Origin of the sequence: Deinococcus gobiensis I-0, assembly GCF_000252445.1 — a bacterium.
GTDB classification, from domain to species: Bacteria; Deinococcota; Deinococci; order Deinococcales; family Deinococcaceae; genus Deinococcus; species Deinococcus gobiensis.
In genome coordinates this window covers 1,863,782-1,879,698 of record NC_017790.1, presented here as the reverse complement: position 1 = coordinate 1,879,698, position 15,917 = coordinate 1,863,782, and the positions used below count along the sequence as shown (strand labels likewise).

General features: G+C 70.0%; 17 protein-coding genes. 5 read left to right on the top strand and 12 right to left on the bottom strand.

Annotated features, from left to right (window positions below; translation table 11 throughout):
* Positions 1 to 138: 138 nt before the first annotated feature.
* From DGO_RS08855 to DGO_RS08845, 3 genes are all read right to left on the bottom strand, one after another.
* On the bottom strand, positions 139 to 1,287 hold the full coding sequence (locus DGO_RS08855; protein ID WP_014685156.1) for a branched-chain amino acid ABC transporter substrate-binding protein: 1,149 nt from the start codon (positions 1,285 to 1,287) through the stop codon (positions 139 to 141).
* A 265-nt stretch (positions 1,288 to 1,552) separates the two neighbouring features.
* A complete protein-coding gene (locus DGO_RS08850; RefSeq protein ID WP_043801775.1) occupies positions 1,553 to 2,227 on the bottom strand; it encodes an HAD family hydrolase in 675 nt (224 codons plus the stop codon).
* A complete protein-coding gene (locus DGO_RS08845) occupies positions 2,224 to 2,580 on the bottom strand; it encodes a histidine triad nucleotide-binding protein (RefSeq protein WP_043803582.1) in 357 nt (118 codons plus the stop codon). The genes DGO_RS08850 and DGO_RS08845 overlap by 4 nt, the downstream gene beginning before the upstream one ends.
* A 48-nt stretch (positions 2,581 to 2,628) precedes the next feature.
* Here DGO_RS08845 and DGO_RS08840 point away from each other — a divergent pair, with 48 nt between their 5' ends.
* Positions 2,629 to 3,630 (top strand): SDR family NAD(P)-dependent oxidoreductase, encoded by a 1,002-nt coding sequence (locus DGO_RS08840; protein WP_014685153.1) that lies wholly within the window; start codon positions 2,629 to 2,631, stop codon positions 3,628 to 3,630.
* Positions 3,631 to 3,833: 203 nt separating this feature from the next.
* Positions 3,834 to 4,769 (top strand): ferritin-like domain-containing protein, encoded by a 936-nt coding sequence (locus DGO_RS08835; protein ID WP_014685152.1) that lies wholly within the window; start codon positions 3,834 to 3,836, stop codon positions 4,767 to 4,769.
* Between the two features lie 66 nt (positions 4,770 to 4,835).
* Here the strand turns inward: DGO_RS08835 and nadE are convergent, their stop codons facing one another.
* From nadE to DGO_RS08820, 3 genes are all read right to left on the bottom strand, one after another.
* Positions 4,836 to 5,672 (bottom strand): ammonia-dependent NAD(+) synthetase, encoded by an 837-nt coding sequence (gene nadE / locus DGO_RS08830; protein ID WP_043801773.1) that lies wholly within the window; start codon positions 5,670 to 5,672, stop codon positions 4,836 to 4,838.
* A gap of 31 nt (positions 5,673 to 5,703) precedes the next feature.
* On the bottom strand, positions 5,704 to 6,420 hold the full coding sequence (locus DGO_RS08825; protein ID WP_226991327.1) for a hypothetical protein: 717 nt from the start codon (positions 6,418 to 6,420) through the stop codon (positions 5,704 to 5,706).
* A gap of 81 nt (positions 6,421 to 6,501) precedes the next feature.
* Entirely contained in the window at positions 6,502 to 6,705 is a 204-nt protein-coding gene (locus DGO_RS08820; RefSeq protein ID WP_043801770.1) for a helix-turn-helix domain-containing protein, read from the bottom strand.
* Between the two features lie 238 nt (positions 6,706 to 6,943).
* On the opposite strand from DGO_RS08820, the gene DGO_RS08815 reads away from it, so the two are divergent.
* Both DGO_RS08815 and DGO_RS08810 read left to right on the top strand, forming a co-directional pair.
* A complete protein-coding gene (locus DGO_RS08815; RefSeq protein ID WP_014685149.1) occupies positions 6,944 to 7,717 on the top strand; it encodes a DUF554 domain-containing protein in 774 nt (257 codons plus the stop codon).
* 142 nt (positions 7,718 to 7,859) lie between these two features.
* Complete coding sequence (locus DGO_RS08810; RefSeq protein ID WP_043801768.1) at positions 7,860 to 9,146, top strand: DUF4384 domain-containing protein; 1,287 nt, start codon at positions 7,860 to 7,862, stop codon at positions 9,144 to 9,146.
* A gap of 145 nt (positions 9,147 to 9,291) precedes the next feature.
* On the opposite strand, the gene nspC is transcribed toward DGO_RS08810, so the two are convergent.
* The 5 genes from nspC to DGO_RS08785 all read right to left on the bottom strand — a co-directional run bounded on the left by nspC (position 9,292) and on the right by DGO_RS08785 (position 14,284).
* Positions 9,292 to 10,515, bottom strand: a complete 1,224-nt coding sequence (nspC, locus tag DGO_RS08805) for a carboxynorspermidine decarboxylase (RefSeq protein ID WP_043801765.1) — start codon at positions 10,513 to 10,515, stop codon at positions 9,292 to 9,294.
* Positions 10,516 to 10,632: 117 nt separating this feature from the next.
* Positions 10,633 to 12,237 (bottom strand): catalase, encoded by a 1,605-nt coding sequence (locus DGO_RS08800; RefSeq protein WP_014685146.1) that lies wholly within the window; start codon positions 12,235 to 12,237, stop codon positions 10,633 to 10,635.
* A 129-nt stretch (positions 12,238 to 12,366) separates the two neighbouring features.
* Positions 12,367 to 12,720: a hypothetical protein gene (locus tag DGO_RS08795; RefSeq protein WP_050920747.1), complete on the bottom strand. Its 354-nt coding sequence runs from the start codon at positions 12,718 to 12,720 to the stop codon at positions 12,367 to 12,369.
* 199 nt (positions 12,721 to 12,919) lie between these two features.
* Positions 12,920 to 13,777 carry an SDR family oxidoreductase gene (locus DGO_RS08790; protein WP_014685144.1) on the bottom strand — a complete coding sequence of 286 codons (858 nt, stop codon included), beginning with the start codon at positions 13,775 to 13,777 and terminating at the stop codon, positions 12,920 to 12,922.
* A gap of 72 nt (positions 13,778 to 13,849) precedes the next feature.
* A complete protein-coding gene (locus DGO_RS08785) occupies positions 13,850 to 14,284 on the bottom strand; it encodes an Rrf2 family transcriptional regulator (protein ID WP_014685143.1) in 435 nt (144 codons plus the stop codon).
* Between the two features lie 99 nt (positions 14,285 to 14,383).
* On the opposite strand from DGO_RS08785, the gene DGO_RS08780 reads away from it, so the two are divergent.
* Entirely contained in the window at positions 14,384 to 15,601 is a 1,218-nt protein-coding gene (locus DGO_RS08780; protein ID WP_014685142.1) for a saccharopine dehydrogenase family protein, read from the top strand.
* Positions 15,602 to 15,628: 27 nt separating this feature from the next.
* Here DGO_RS08780 and DGO_RS24625 read toward each other — a convergent pair whose 3' ends face one another.
* Positions 15,629 to 15,751: a hypothetical protein gene (locus DGO_RS24625; RefSeq protein ID WP_264371029.1), complete on the bottom strand. Its 123-nt coding sequence runs from the start codon at positions 15,749 to 15,751 to the stop codon at positions 15,629 to 15,631.
* Positions 15,752 to 15,917 lie beyond the last annotated feature (166 nt).

The following is a 15,917-nucleotide window of genomic DNA, read 5'->3' as shown; positions in this document are numbered from 1 at the left end:
GACCCGGGGGCCGCGCAGCGCCGGTGCGGCCCTCAGATATGCGAGGAGGGGAGGCCGGCGGTCTGCCTGCGCTCCCCTGCAAGAACCTGCGTGTGGCCGGCCATGCCCGCATGGGGTCGGGCCGGCCTCACCCGCGTATTACTGGCGAACGACGTTGACGGTGCCGGCGGTGCTGCGCGCGCCGTTCTTGACCGCGATGACGTACATCTTGGCGGTCTGGCGGTCGCCGTTCTTGTCGAACTTGACCTGGCCGGTCACGACGTTGAAGGTGCCGGTGCGCACGGCGCTTTCGACCTGGGTGCGGGTGGGCACCTTGTTGCCGGCGGCCTTGTAGGCGTTCAGCATGCCCTGGAGCACCACCTTGGCCGAGTCGTAGCCCATGAGGCCGAAGCCCTGCATGTCGGTCTTGAAGGCGGACTGGAAGCTCGTGGAGAGCGCCTTGGCGGCGGGCACGGCGTCCAGGGGGGGCGCGACGGTCGTGAAGTAGATGTTGTTGGCGCCGGTGCCGGCGAGCTTGGTCAGGTCGTCGCTGTCGTAGCCGTCGCCGCCGATGATGGGGGTCTGGATGCCCTTGTCGCGCAGCTGCTTGGCGAAGGGACCGACCTGGCCGTACAGACCGCCGAAGTAGATGGCGTCGGGACGCAGGGTCTGGATCTTGGTGATCATGGCGGTGAAGTCGCGGTCCTCGGCGGCCACGCCTTCGCTCTGCACGACGGTCAGGCCCTTGGCCTTCATGGCCTTCTCGGCCTGGTCGGCCAGACCCTGGCCGTAGGGGGTCTTGTCGTTCAGGACGTAGACCTTCTTGGCCTTGAGGGTATTCACCACGAAGTCGGCGCCGGCCGGGCCCTGCGCGTCGTCACGGGCGCACACGCGGTTCATGTTCGCCAGGCCACGGTCGGTGACCTTCTCGTTGGTGTTCGCGGGGCTGACCATCGTCACGTGGCTGGGCGCGAGCACGGCGCTGGCCGGAATCGCCACGCCGCTGTTCAGCGTGCCCACGACGCCCAGGATGCTGCGGTCGGCGACCACGCGCCGGGCGGCGGCGGTGCCGGTGGCCGGGTCGGCCTGGTCGTCGTACGCCACGAGCGAGAGCGTCATCCCGGCCTTGGCGAACTCGGCCTTCATCTCGTTGACGGCCAGCTGCGCGCCGTTCTTGATCTGGAGGCCGAGGTTGCTGCTGCTGCCCGACAGGGGGCTGATGGTGGCGAGCTTCACGACGGTCGCGGCATTCGCGCTCCCCAGGGCCAGGGCGGTCAAAACGGTAAGGCTCAGGACGGTTTTCTTCATGGAATCCTCCGTAACTTCACTGCGCTCGCGCGCTGTTGTGACGATAGGGCAATTCTAGGGACGGCTTTATGAGATGTCAATGCGACTCTCACCGCTGTTTGGGCCATCTGAAACGATTCCAGACGGTCAAATATCAGAAAAGTTGCTGTAAATAGGTCTACACAAGCCCCCACGTTGCGCCTTCTGCATAGAAACTTGTGATTTGCAAACATGCCGTTCATCAAGAGGGGGCAGGTCGCCGTGTCCCCGGCGGTGCGGGCGGCCTTCAGCCCAGGCCCAGGGCTTCGCGGAGCGCGGCGTGCGAGTCCAGGGTGCGCGCGGCCCCGGCGGCCCGCAGCCCCGCCGCCGTGTCCGGATGCACGTGTCCGCCTGCCAGCAGGCCCCAGACCTGTGCGCCGGCCGCTGCGCCCGCCGCCGCGCCCGGCGCGCTGTCCTCGTTCACGGGGCAGTCGGCGGGGGAGACATCCAGGGCCGCCGCCGCGTGCAGGTACAGGTCCGGCAGGGGTTTGCCGCGCCCGCCCACGTCGGCCGGGCAAAAGGCGTGCGGGACCAGATCGGCCAGGCCCGCCGCTCCCAGCTTGAGGTGCAGCCGCTCCTGGGCGCTGTTGCTCGCCACCGCCAGGGGGATGCCCGCCGCCCGCAGGCGCTCCAGGGTCAGCCGCGCGCCCTCGATGGCCTGCACCGCCCCCAGTGCCCCGTTCAGCCGTCCGCCCAGCCGCTCCTGAAAGTCGGCGGGCGCGGCCCAGCCGTAGGCGAGGCGCAGGTCGTCGAGGACCGGCCCGAAGGTGCGGCCCACCGTGCGCGCGGCCACCTCGGGTGCGGGCAGGTCCAGGCCGTGCTCGCGCAGGACCTCGTGCCACAGCCCGCCGATCAGGCCCTCACTGTCGATCAGGACGCCGTCGAGGTCGAACAGCACCGCGCCGAAGGGAAAGGCGCTCAAAGGTCGCTCTCGGGGCCGCCGTCCCAGCCGGCCAGGATGTGGATGTGGGTGTGGAAGACCATCTGGCCGCCGCCGGGACCGCAGTTGGCGACGAGGCGGTAGTCGGGGGCCTGCTGCCGGGCGATCTCGGTCGCCTTGAGCCACAGCCGGCCCATCTCGCCGGGATCGGTGATCTCGTCCACGCGGGCCGTCACGCGCTTGGGGATGACGAGCAGGTGGATGGGCGCCTTGGGGGCGATGTCGCGGATGACGATGTACTCCGCGTCCTCGTACACCACGTCGCTGGGCAGCTCGCGGCGGATGATGCGCTCGAAGAGGGTGGGGGCGGGGCGGTCCGGAGCCGGGTTGTCCATGTCTTCACTGTAGGGCGGCGCGGCGGCGCGAGCGGGCACACTCGGTCTATGCGAGTGCCCCGTCGAGTCATGCTGCTGACCGCCGCCGCTGCCCTGGCGGCGCGGCGTACCCTCCAGACCCCCTACGAGCTGACCGGACGCAGCGTGCTCATCACGGGCGGGTCGCGCGGCCTGGGGCTGGCGCTGGCCCGCGAGTTCGCCGCGCGCGGCGCGCGCCTCATGCTGGCCGCCCGCGACGGGGCCGAACTGGAGCGCGCCGCCGCCGACCTGCGCGCGCGCGGGGCCCAGGTCCAGACGGCCGTGGCCGACGTGACCGACGCCGCCGACGTGAACCGGCTGGTCGAGGAAACGGCGCGCGTCTATGGCGGCCTCGACGTACTGGTCAACAACGCGGGCCTGATCCAGACCGGGCCGCTGGAGAACATGACCGAGGAGGATTTCCGCGACATCATGGAGATCAACGCCTTCGCGCCGCTGCGCCTGACCCGCTGCGCCCTGCCGCTGCTGCGGGCGCGCCGGGGCCGGGTGCTGATCGTCTCGTCGGTGGGGGGCAAGGTGGCCGTGCCCCATCTGGCCCCCTACTCCATGAGCAAGTTCGCCTCGGCGGGGCTGGGCCAGGCCCTGCGCGCCGAACTGGCCCGCGACGGTGTGGGCGTGACCACCGTGCTGCCGGGGCTGATGCGCACCGGCAGCCCGCGCAATGCCCAGGTCAAGGGGCAGCACCGCAAGGAATACGCCCTGTTCGCCACGCTCGACAACCTGCCGGTGATGTCGCTGGACGCGGCCGAGGCGGCGCGGCGCATCGTGAACGCCCTGGTCCGCGGCGACGCCGAGGCGATGATCGGCGGCCCCGCCCAGGTGCTGCGCTACGCCCAGGCGCTCGCGCCGCAGCTCACGGCCGACCTGCTGGCCCTGGGCACCCGTTTCCTGCCCGGCCCCACCACCAGCGACCGCGCCGTGCCGGGCCGCGAGGTCGAGAGCGCCGTGACGCGCCGCAACCCCATCAAGCGGGACGCCGAGGCGCAGTTCAACGAGGGCGGGCCTTCGTAACCCCTTTTTGGGCGTGGGGGTCCGGGCGGGTGATCCAATCCTGCCCGCTCCGCTTATAGGTGGATGAACAAGGAAGGCGCGGCGGCCGCGAGTCCAGCGGTCCCCACCGCGCCACAGTCATCCGCAGGGCGTTTCGCCGGGCGCGGTCCATTCGGGGCCGCCCCAGGGAGACTTGTTGCCCATTGTTCAAGGAGCCGACGAACATGACCGACCAGAACCGCAGTGCGACCGCCGAGACCCTGACCGACGCCACCACCGAAGCCGCCCTGAACCGCCGCGCCGCCCTGGGCCTGCTGGGCAAGGTCGGCCTGGGCGCGGCGCTGGGGACGGCCGCCCTGGGCAGCGGCGCCCTGGCCGCCCCGGCCAAGAACATCGACGGCGACGTGCTGAACTTCGCGCTGAACCTCGAATACCTCGAAGCGGCCTTCTACCTCGCGGCGGTGGGCCGGGTGGACGAACTGCGCGCCATCGGCGGCGGGGCCGAAATCCGGCTGCCGGCCAACCTCGACCGCACGCGCGGCATGCAGTTCAAGAACAGCAACGTCGAGGCCCTGGCCCGCGACATCGCCGAGGACGAGCTGGCGCACGTGAAGTTCCTGTACGGCGCGCTGGGCAAGGCAGCGGCCCCGCGTCCCGTCCTTGACCTCTCGGGCGCCTTCGACGCGGCCGGGCGCGCGGCGAGCGGCGGCAAGATCGTGGGCTTCAACCCCTACGCCAACGACCTGTTCTTCCTGCACGGCGCCTTCATCTTCGAGGACGTGGGCGTCACCGCCTACAACGGCGCCGCGACCCTCATCACCAACCCCGCCTACCTCCAGGCGGCGGCGGGTATCCTGGCCGTCGAGGCCTACCACGGCGGCGTGGTGCGCGGCATGCTCTACGAGCAGCGTCAGGTGACGGCGGCGGCCGGGCTGTACGTCGGGCAGGTCATCGACGCCATCAGTGCGCTGCGCGGCAAGGTGGGCGGCGGCAAGGATGTGGGGCTCTCGGACTCGCGCGGGGCCGTGTTCGCGCCCGCCGACCGGAACGCGGTGGCCTACCCCCGCACGACCCGTGAGGTGCTGAACATCGTGTACCTGGCCCCGGGCGCGAGCAAGGGCGGCTTTTACCCCAACGGCCTGAACGGCACGATCAAGTAAGGTCCACAGGACACGGAAAAGGGACGGCCGGGGGGTCGTCCCTTTCTCCGTGCCGGGCTGCGGCGCTCAGCCGCGCCGCCACCAGGTTTCGAAGGGCGTGACCGGGGTGGCGCGTTTGTGGCGGGTGTTCAGGAACAGCCGTTCGAGCGTGGCGGCGGCCTGCTCGGACACCTCGCGGCCTTCGAGGTAATCGTCGATCTGGGCGTAGGTCAGGCCCAGGGCCACCTCGTCGGGGAGACCGGGGCGGTCGTCTTCGAGGTCGGCGGTGGGCACCTTGCGCCAGGTGCTCTCGGGCGCGCCCAGGAAGCGCAGCAGGGCCGCGCCCTGGCGCTTGGTCAGGCCGGTCAGGGGGGTCAGGTCCACGCCGCCGTCGCCGTATTTGGTGAAGAAGCCGGTCACTGCCTCGGCGGCGTGGTCGGTGCCCACGACCAGCAGGTTCTCCTGGCCCGCGAGGGCGTACTGCGCCGCCATACGCTCGCGCGCCTTGAGGTTGCCGCGCACGAAGTCGCGCAGCGGGGCGCCCAGCGCGGCCTCGGCGGCGCGCACGCCCGCGTCGGCGGCCTCCTTGATGTTCACGGTCACCGCGCGGTCGGGCCGGATGAAGCCCAGCGCCGTCTGGGCGTCGGCCTCGTCGGCCTGCACGCCGTAGGGCAGGCGCACGGCCAGGAAGGTCGCCTCGCCGCCCCCGGCCCGGACCTCCTCGGCGGCGAGCTGGCACAGCCGCCCGGCGAGGGTGCTGTCCTGCCCCCCGCTGATGCCCAGCACGAAGCCGCGCGCCGGGGTCGAGCGCAGGTACGCCGCCAGAAAGGCGACGCGGCGGCTCACCTCGGTCGCCGGGTCGATGTCGGGCTGCACCTGCAACTCGCGCCGGATGTCGTCACGCAGGGAGGCGGAAACGGTCATGCGCGGAGTATGCCACGCCCGCAGGGCGTCTTCAGGCCGGGGGCACAAAGGTCCACCACAGCGGCGAGAGGTCGCCGGCCGCCGCCTGGGACTGCGCGTCTGCGGGGCGGGCCAGGGCCAGCAGCGCGAGCACCCGCGCCGGGCTGCCAGGGCCGCTCCGGGCCAGGGCCTTCTCGGCGGTGCGTCCACCTTTCGCGCCGCCCTGCGCGTGGGCCAGCACCGCGAGGAGGTGGGCGTCGGCCGTCTGCCCGCCCAGTTCGGCCACCTTCAGGCCTTCGGCGAGGGCCCGCAGCGCCGCGAAACGTTCGCCCGCCCGGATCAGCTCCTCGCCGCGCAGGGTGGCGGCGGCCACCAGCGCGCCTGCGTCGCCCTCCTGCCGGGCGAGGCGCAGGGCCATGTCCGTACCGCCGCTTTCGGGTTCGGCGGCCGCCCGCAGGCGCAGTTGCCAGTCGGCGCGCGCCCGCAGGACCGCCTCGCGGGCGCAGGGGGGTCGATCGTCACCCAGTTCGCCCAGGGCCGACTGCGCTTCACCCAGTCGCAGCCACGCGGCGGCGCGCACGAGAGGGTCCATGGCCCACTCCAGCGTGTGCCGGGGGCGGCCCAGGCGCAGGGCCACTGCAGCCGCCTCGGCCCGTTCGTGCGGCAGGGGAGACAGGAGAGCCAGGGTGCACAGGGCCAGCGCCTCGTCGGGACTGTCCAGGGCGGCGCGGCTGGCGGCCAGGGAAAGGGCGGAGGCAGGGTCGGCCACGCCCCGCAGCATACGGCGATCAGGATGGAGCGCGGCGCAGGAGGACGCTCCGGGCAGTCCCGCCTGCGCCCGGCCAGAGGACTACGCGCTCAGCGGCAGTTCCAGACCCAGAAAGCGCCACAGCGCCCGCCGGGGGACGCGCAGGCCACTGGGATGCTCGACCGCGCCCAGGCGGCCGTCCCTGATCCAGCGGCGCACCGTGCGTTCGTGGGTACTCGTGAATTCGGCCACCTCACTGACCTTGAGCAGCGTGGGCATGTTGCGGAACTGATCGGCTAGGGTCACGTCACACCTCCAAAAAGCGCGCGGGGCCGCCACACGGCAGCCCCACACGGAGTTTCAGATTTTCGCTTTCGGCCGCGCACCCCCCCTCATGCACGGGGCCCGGTGGGGTCGTGCAGTCATGGAGGCAGGAGAGGCGCTTCAACTTGCGCGGAGTGTAACACGGGCACCGTCAGGCGGCCGTCAAGCCTAAACGTTCCCCCGGCAGCGGCCTCATGCCATGCTCTACAGTCGGCCGAGCATGTCCCTCCTTTCGCAACTGTCCGGCACGTTGATCAACGTCGCCGCTGTGCTGGCCGGCACTGTGGTCGGCCTGCTGGTCGGCGGCCGCCTGCCCGAACGCACGCAGCGCACTCTGCTCCAGACCCTCAGTCTGGTGACCGTTTACATCGCGCTGGACATGGCCGGCAGCCTCAGCCGCGTCAGCGGCGGCAGCGTGCCGGGGGTCATCATCGCCCTGATCGGCCTCGCGGCCGGGGCTATCGTGGGCGAGGCCCTGAAGATCGAGGAGGGTCTGGAGCGCCTGGGCGAGGTGCTGCGCCGCCGTTTCCGGGGCGGGGGGCGCTTTACCGAGGGCTTCGTGGCCGCCAGCCTGCTGTTCTGTATCGGGCCACTGACGATCATCGGCGGCATCCAGAACGGCCTGACCGGCGACTCGTCGAGCTACGTCCTGAAAAGCACCCTCGACGGCATTGCGGCGCTGGCGCTCTCGGGGGCCTACGGGGTCGGCGTGGGCTTCAGCGCCCTGACCGTCCTGGTCATCCAGGGCGGCATCAGCCTCGCGGCGGGGGGGTTTGCGGCCGGGCTGCTGGGCGGGGCCGATCCGACCATCCTCAAGACCAATCCCTACGTGCTGCTGGTCACGGGAGTGGGCGGCCTGACCATCGTGGGCATCAGCTGGAACCTCATGCTCGCCGGGCTGGGCTTCGAGGACCGCCGCGTGCGGGTGGGCAGTCTGCTTCCGGCGCTGCTCATCGCCCCGGCGCTGCTGTGGGTCCTGGGCCGGCTGGCCTGAATCCACCCCCCGGCTCAGGGGGCGGTCAGGCCGGGTTCATCCGGGGGACATCTGGCCGCCGTCTTCTTTAATTCCTCTTGAGAAGCCGCGCCCACACGGGGAAATTCAGTTCGTCGTCAGCTTGGGGGCCTAGGTTGCCCGCATGAACAAAGTCATCGCCATGACGGCCCTGCTGGGCCTGAGCAGCGGCGCGTTCGCCGCTCCGCGCATCAGCGCCCAGAGCATCATCGTGAACCCCGTCGAGACGGGGCCGCAGGTGAAGGTATGGGTCAACCGCGATCCCAACGGGGGCGGCAACCCGGTGTACCGCAAGGGCGAGGCGATCCGGGTGGGCGTGCGGACCTCGCAGGACGCCTACGTGTACCTGTTCAACGTGAACGCCGACGGCCAGATCGACCTGTTCTTCCCCAACGGTTACGAAGCGGGCGAGAACGGCCGGAGCAACTTCGTCAAGGCGAACACCAACCGCGTGTTCCCCGGTGCGGGGGCCGACTACTCGCTGAGCGTGGGTGGCCCGAACGGCCAGGACAAGCTGCTGGCGCTCGCCAGCACCCGGGAACTGAACATCGACGACATCGCGCGCTTCGCCGGCGAGCAGGGCTTCGCGCAGGTGCGCCTCCAGGGGCAGGACAACCTCGCCCGCGCCCTGAGCGTCATCGTGACCCCGCTGCCGGGCGACGCCTGGGGGACCGACGTGGCGCTGTTCCGTGTGGGCAATGGCGGCGGCAACGCGAATGCGGGCGGCACCACCTCGACCGGCACCATCACCGAGACGCCCAATACGGTCACGCCCGCGCCCACGACGCCGGCCCAGCCCACCCAGCCCGTCACCCAGCCCGCGCCCACGCCGCAGCCCACCGCGCGCATCCAGCCTGGGCAGCGCCAGGACGGCACCTTCGATCAGGCGATGGTCGAGGCCTACAGCCGCCTCCAGGGCGAGAAGAGCCTGGGCAACGCCACGACCTACGCCGTGCCCTGGGGCGACGGCTGGTGGCAGAAGTTCGCGGGGGTCGGGGCCTATGGGCAGGCCATCCTGCTGCACGCCAACGGGTCGAGCCGCAGTTACGCGGTCCACGGCCGCCTGCTGGAGCGCTACCTCGCCCTGGCGAATGCCGAGAACGGCGCGACCCGCCCGCCGAGCCGCCTGGGCTGGGCCGCCGGCGACGAGAAGGTCATTCCCCGCAACCCCTACGGCACGACCGGCCTGTACGGCTTCTTCCAGAACGGGGCGCTGTACGGCACCGAGAAGTACGGCACCTTCTGGCTCCAGGGCGCGGTCCTCAAGACCTATCAGGGGCTGGGCGGTTCGGGCAGCTTCCTGGGCTTCCCCACCCGTGACCAGTACCAGATCGGTGGGGCCTGGGCGGCTGACTTCGAGGGCGGCACCATCCGCACCGTAAACGGCGTCCCCAAGGTCTACCGCAAGTAAACCCCTTCTCCCGACCTTCCGCTGGGGGCACAGGCCCCCACCCTCTCCCGCCGTCTGCCCGCATTGTGCGCGGGTGGGCCGGGTCAAGAATTGCGGGCACCCCGGTCCAGTCTGGCCGGGGTGCCCGCCTGCGGTGCTCGCCCCCTCAGCTCAGCTTGGCCTTGAATTCCTCGTAGCCGAAGGTCTTGACACGCTCGTAGCGGCCGTCCGTGTGCAGGATGCCGATGTCGGGGTGTTTGACGCCGTTGAAGAAGGTCGTCTTGACCATCGTGTAGTGGATCATGTCGTCGAAGACCACACGCTCACCGATTTTCAGCTCGTGGTCGAACACGTACTCGCCCACCACGTCGCCCGCCAGGCAGGTCGTGCCGCCGATGATGTAGGCGTGCGACCCGGCCGGGGTGTCGGTCGCCTCGCGGTGCTCGTGTTCGGGCGGGTCGCCCGCGCCCAGGATGCGGGGGCGGTAGGGCATCTCCAGCACGTCGGGCATGTGCGCCGAGACCGACACGTCGAGCAGCGCCGCGTTCTTGACGTTGTGGACCACGTCCAGCACGCTGCTCACCAGCCAGCCGGTCTGCCAGCCGAAGGCGCTGCCGGGTTCCAGGATCACGTGGACGCCGTGCTTCTCGCGGAACTGGCGTACCACCCGGATCAGGCGGGCGGTGTCGTAGCCCTCGCGGGTCATGAGGTGCCCGCCGCCGAAGTTGACCCACTTCATGCGCGGCAGGAACTCGCCGAAGTTGCGCTCGACGACCTCCAGCGTGCGCTCCAGCGTGTCGGCGTCCTTCTCGCACAGGGTATGGAAGTGCAGGCCGTCGATGCCGTCGAGCAGGTCCTCGCGGAATTCGCGGCGCGTCACGCCCAGGCGCGAGAAGGGGCCGGCGGGGTTGTACAGGTCGGTCTCGACCTCGGCGTACTCGGGGTTGATGCGGATGCCCACGTGTAGCTCGCGCCCGGCCGCCCGCGCGGCCTGCACCTGCGGCCGGAACCGTTCCCACTGCGAGAACGAGTTGAACACGAGGTGGTCGGCCAGCTCCAGGATCGGCCCGAAGTCCTCGTCGCTGTAGGCCGGGGCGTAGACGTGGACCTCGCCCTGCATCTCCTCCCGGGCGAGCCGGGCCTCGTTCAGGCTGCTGGCGGTCGCGCCGGTAATCCCGTACTCGCGCAGCCACCCGAAGGCGCTCCACATCGAAAAGCCCTTGAACGCCACGATGATCTGCGCGCCGCTCTCGCGCTGCACGTGCGAGATCAGCGCGAGGTTGCGCCGCAGCCGCGACTCGTCGAGCACGAAGGCGGGGCTGGGAATGGCGGCCCAGTCCACCTCGCTCACGGGGGTCACGTCGGGCAGCCGGAAATCGGAGACAGTCACGCTTACAGGGTAACGGGTCCGGGGGGCTGCGGGAAAAGGCCGCGCCTACAGTCTGCACAGCGAGGGGACGAAGGAACTTGCGGTCCCTTCGTCCCCCTTTTCAAGAGAGTTCCGGCTTCAGTCGTCCGCGCCCACGGCGTCACGCTGGGGCCGCTGGGTGCCCCCCGCCGCGTTGGTGTGCTTTTCGGTCAGGATGGTCCGGATCTCCGGCTCGGCCGTGAACTCGGGCTTCTTCAGGCTGACGCGCACGCCCGCGCCCAGCTTGGGGTCCACCTTGTCGAGCAGGCCCAGGTAACGCTGCTGGATGAAGTCCGGCGCGCCGCCCAGGTGCCGGGCGAAGTTGTCGTACATACGGCCCTGCTCGGCCTCGTCCAGCAGGCGGAACAGTTCGCCGGGCTGCGCGAAGTAGTCCTCGTCGGTCTTGGGCCAGTCGTAGCGCGCGGCGTTGCCGTCGATGCGCAGGGCAGGCTCGGCGGGACGCTGGTCGTCCTGTACCGGGCCACCGAAGGAGTTGGGCTCGTACACCGGCTGGCCGCCCTGGTTGAGGTCGAAGTGCGTCTGGCCGTCCTTGTGGTAGGTGTGGACCGGCGAGACGGCGTGGTTGACCGGCAGCGCCGCGTAGTTCACGCCGATGCGGTAGCGGTGGGCGTCGGCGTAGCTCATCAGGCGGGCCTGGAGCATCTTGTCGGGGCTGAACCCGAAACCGCGCGGCGCGTTGCTCGGCTCGAAGGCCGACTGCTCGATCTGCGCGAAGAAGTTCACCGGGTTCTCATTGAGCTCGAACTCGCCCACTTCCATCAGGGGGTAGTCGGCGTGCGGCCAGGTCTTCGTCAGGTCGAAGGGGTGGATGTGGTAGGTCTCGGCCTCGGCCTCGGGCATCACCTGGATGCTGACCTTCCATTTGGGGTAGTCGCCCTTCTCGATGGCCGAGAACAGGTCCTGGCGGTGGAAGTCGGGGTTCTTGCCCGCGATCTCGGTCGCCTCGTCCTCGGTCAGGTTCTGCACGCCCTGCTGGGTGTGGAAGTGCCACTTGACGTAGTAGCGCTCGCCCGCGTCGTTCCACAGGCTGTAGGTGTGGCTGCTGTAGCCGTTCATGTGGCGGTAGCTGCGCGGAATGCCCCGGTCCCCGAACATGTACACGACTTGGTGCATGCTCTCGGGGCTCAGGCTCCAGAAGTCGAACATCATCGTCTCGCTGCGGCGGTCGGTCACGGGGTGGCGCTTCTGCGAGTGGATGAAGTCCTGGAACTTGATGCCGTCGCGCACGAAGAACACGGGCGTGTTGTTGCCGACCATGTCCCAGTTGCCTTCCTCGGTATAGAACTTCAGCGAGAAGCCGCGCGGGTCACGCACCGTGTCGGCGAAGCCGTGCTCGCCCGCCACGGTCGAGAAGCGCGCGAGCATGCGGCACTGCTTGCCCACCTCGCTGAACAGCGCGGCGTTGGTGTACTTCGTGATGTCGGCCGTCACCGTGAAGGTCCCGAAGGCCCCGCTGCCCTTGGCATGCACCACGCGCTCGGGCACGCGCTCACGGTTGAAGATCGCCATGCGCTCGAGCAGGTGATGGTCCTGAAGCAGCACCGGGCCGCGCGGCCCGGCCGTCACCGAGTTCTGGTTGTTGGCGACCGGGTTGCCTGCACTGTTGGTCAGGACCGTGCTGCTGGACTTGGGCGACTGCATGTCGCCGGGCTCGCTGGGCTTGAAGACTTTTTCGCTGCTCATGGGGGCTGCTCCTTGCGGAAAGAGGGCGTCGTGGACACATCTAACCTACCGGTCAGCAGGGACGGAGCCATGAGAAAAGGCTTCACGGATGTCCCCCCGGAAGGGCGGTCCGGTCCGGAGGCCGTCGCCTCAACGGGGCACGCGGTACTGCCGGCCCCCCTCGGCCGACAGCACGACCGCCACCTGCCCGCTGCGGAACTCGGCCACGCAGCTCTGGACCCGGCCGGGCGCGGCGACGCCGGGCAGCACCTGGGCGCAGGGCACGTCGTAGGACACGGCGGTCTGGGGCGGCGTGCGGGTCGCGGCGGCGTAGACCGCCTGCCCGTAGTCGCGCACCTGCCGTCCCCCCCAGGCCGCGTAGGCGACGGCCGCCCCCACGAGCGTCACGAACCCCACCAGGATGATCCAGAACGTGCGGGCCGAACGCGCCCGTTGCTCTGGGGTGGTCTCGCGGAGGGGCGTCTTGGGGGTCAGACCGGTCACGCGCCCCAGCCTAGAGCATGGCCGGAAGGTGCAGAGGGACAGGATGCCCCCGGGAGACAGGAGAGGGGAAGAGGCGCGAAGGCGGCGGGTCCGTCCAGTCTGAAGCGCAGTCCCGACCGAAAGGGAGAAGCCCCGACCGTTCGGTGGCCGTCGGGGCTTCTCCCTTCTCACGGGGCTCCGGGCCCCGGACGTTGCTGGATCAGTTGCCGAGCTGGGCGGCCACGCCCTGGGCCAGCGTGGTCGTGGGCCGGCCGATGAGGTCGCGCAGGTCGCTGCTGCCGGTCGCCAGTTCGCCGCGCTTCACGCCGCTGTCGCTGCTGGCGAGCATCTGCGCGACGGGGGTGGGCAGGCCGAAGCCTTCCAGGGTCTTTTCGTACTCGCCTTCGGGCAGGTCGTGGTAGGCCACGTCCTTGCCGCCCTGGCGCCCGATTTCGGCGGCCAGTTCGGCCAGCGTGAAGCCCTGGTCGCCGCCCAGTTCGTAGGTCCTGCCCGCGTGGCCCTCCGTGCTCAGGACGGCGGCGGCGGCCTCGGCGTAGTCGCGGCGCGAGGCGGCGTTGATGCGGCCCTCGCCCGCCGCGCCCAGCACCGCGCCCGCGCCCAGCGACTGCGCCGCGTTGTAGTTCTCCAGGTACCAGCCGTTGCGCAGCAGCACGTAGGGCACGCCGCTCTCCTTCAGGATCGCCTCGGTCGCCTGGTGGTCGGCGGCCAGCGACATCTGCGCCGTGTCGGCCTTCAGCAGGCTGGTGTAGGCCAGCAGCTCCACGCCCGCCGCCTTCGCGGCCTCGATCACGGTGCGGTGCTGCCCGGCGCGGTCCTCCATGCTGCTGCTGCTGATGAGCAGGAGGCGGTCCACCCCCGCGAGCGCCTGCGCCCAGCCCTCAGGCTGCGTGTAGTCGGCCTGGCGCACCTCCACGCCCTGCGCGGCGATGGCCTGGGCCTTCTGGGGGTCACGCACGATGGCGACGAGGTCGCCCGCCGGCACCCCACGGTCGAGCAGGGCCTGCACGGTGAGCTGGCCGAGGTGGCCGGTGGCGGCGGTAACAGCGATCTTGGTCATGGGAGACTCCTGGGCCGCGCGGGGCGGCGGGCGTGGGGTGTAGACAAAACATCTACACCTGGGCGAAAAAAATCAGTCGGCGGTGGGGGCGGACATCTGTTCTATGCGGGTCTGGAGGTCGCCCAGCACGTCCCCGAGGCTGTGCGCCGCGAGTTCGGCCTCCAGGGCGTCCTGGGCGCGGCGCGAGGTCGCGTCGAGGACCGCCTGGATGTTCGCGCCCACCGGACAGGCGACATTCGGCCTGGGGTGGTGCTTGAGCATCTGCTCGGGGGCGTTCACGGCGCGGTAGACGTCGAGCAGCGTGATCTCGCGCGGGGGGCGGGCGAGCCTCGCCCCCGGCACGCCCCGGCGCGTCTCCAGCAGGCCGGCGCGGCGCAGCAGGCCCGTCACGGTCCGGATCACGACCGGATGCACGCCCACGCTGCCGGCCAGTTCCTCCGAACTGGACGCGGGCTGGTGGTCGAGCAGCGACAGGATATGCACGGCGACGGCGTACTGATGGTTCACGGGGAGGCCTCCTGACCTGTCATGAATTTAGTGACACCTGAGTCTTCTGTCAAGTCCCGGCTGACGGTCCCCGGCGGCGGGTCGGGTACACTGCGCCCCATGAGCAAGGTCATCATCATCGGGGCGGGCGGCGTGGCGAACGTCGTCGCCAAGAAGTGCGCCCAGAACGACACGGTCTTCACCGAGGTCCTGATCGCCACCCGCACGGTCGCCAAGGCCGACAAGATCGTGGCCGAGATCCACGAGCACATGCCCGGCAGCAAGGCCGTCTTCACGACCGCCACGGTGGACGCCGACGACGTGCCCCAGCTCGTCGAGCTGATCCGGGGTTTCGGGCCCGAACTCGTCATCAACGTGGCGCTGCCCTACCAGGACCTCACGATCATGGACGCCTGCCTGGAAACCGGCGTGCATTACCTCGACACGGCCAACTACGAGCCCAAGGACGTGGCGAAGTTCGAGTACTCGTGGCAGTGGGCCTACCAGGACCGTTTCCGCGAGAAGGGCCTGACGGCACTGCTGGGCTGCGGCTTCGACCCCGGCGCCACTCAGGCCTTCACCGCGCACCACGCCAAGCACCACTTCAAGGAAATCCACTACCTCGACATCGTGGACTGCAACAACGGCAACCACGGCAAGGCCTTCGCCACCAACTTCAACCCCGAGATCAACATCCGCGAGATCACCGCGAACGGGCGCTACTGGGAAAACGGCGAGTGGGTCGAGACCGAGCCCCTCGAACTCTCGCAGGACATCTACTATCCCAAGGTCGCCACGCGCAAGAGCTACGTGCTGTACCACGAGGAACTCGAATCGCTCGTCAAGCACTTCCCGACCATCAAACGCGCGCGCTTCTGGATGACCTTCGGTGAGGCGTACATCAAGCACCTGAGCGTGCTGGAAGGCATCGGCATGACGAGCATCGAGCCCATCGAGTTCCGCGGGATGCAGGTCGCGCCCATCGAGTTCCTGAAGGCCGTGCTGCCCGCGCCCGAGTCGCTCGCCGAGAACTACACCGGCCAGACCTGTATCGGCGTGCAGGCCAAGGGCATCGGCCATGACGGCGAGGAGAAGGTCCATTTCGTCTACAACGTCAAGGACCACGCCGAGTGCTACCGCGAGGTGCAGGCGCAGGGCGTCTCGTACACCACCGGCGTGCCCGCCATGATCGGCGCGATGCTCATGCTCCAGGGCCAGTGGCTCCAGCCCGGCGTCTGGAACGTCGAGCAGCTCGACCCCGATCCCTTCATCGCCGCCATGAACGTCTGGGGCCTGCCGGTGGACGAACTGGCCGGCATCGAACTCGTCAAGGACTGAGCAGGGGGAAGCTGGGGAGCCGTGGGCTTACGGCTCCCTTCCTGTCCCGCGCACTCCGAAGGCCAGACCGTCCAGCCGTTCGGCGCGGGCCGCGGCGTCCAGGGCCAGGGCGTGGGTTGCCGGGCTATAGGCGTGGCGGCGCGGGGTCATTCCCCGGCAAGCGGCCTCCTCGCGGCTTCCAAAACGGCCCAGGTTCGTGGTAAGGCGGGCGCCGAACATGCCTCATCCTGAGACGTTACGCCCCACTGAGCTGCCTGATCTGGGGTACGGACCCGTGGCGAACACCGCCGTCTGTTCCGTCTCAGTTGCGCCGCTG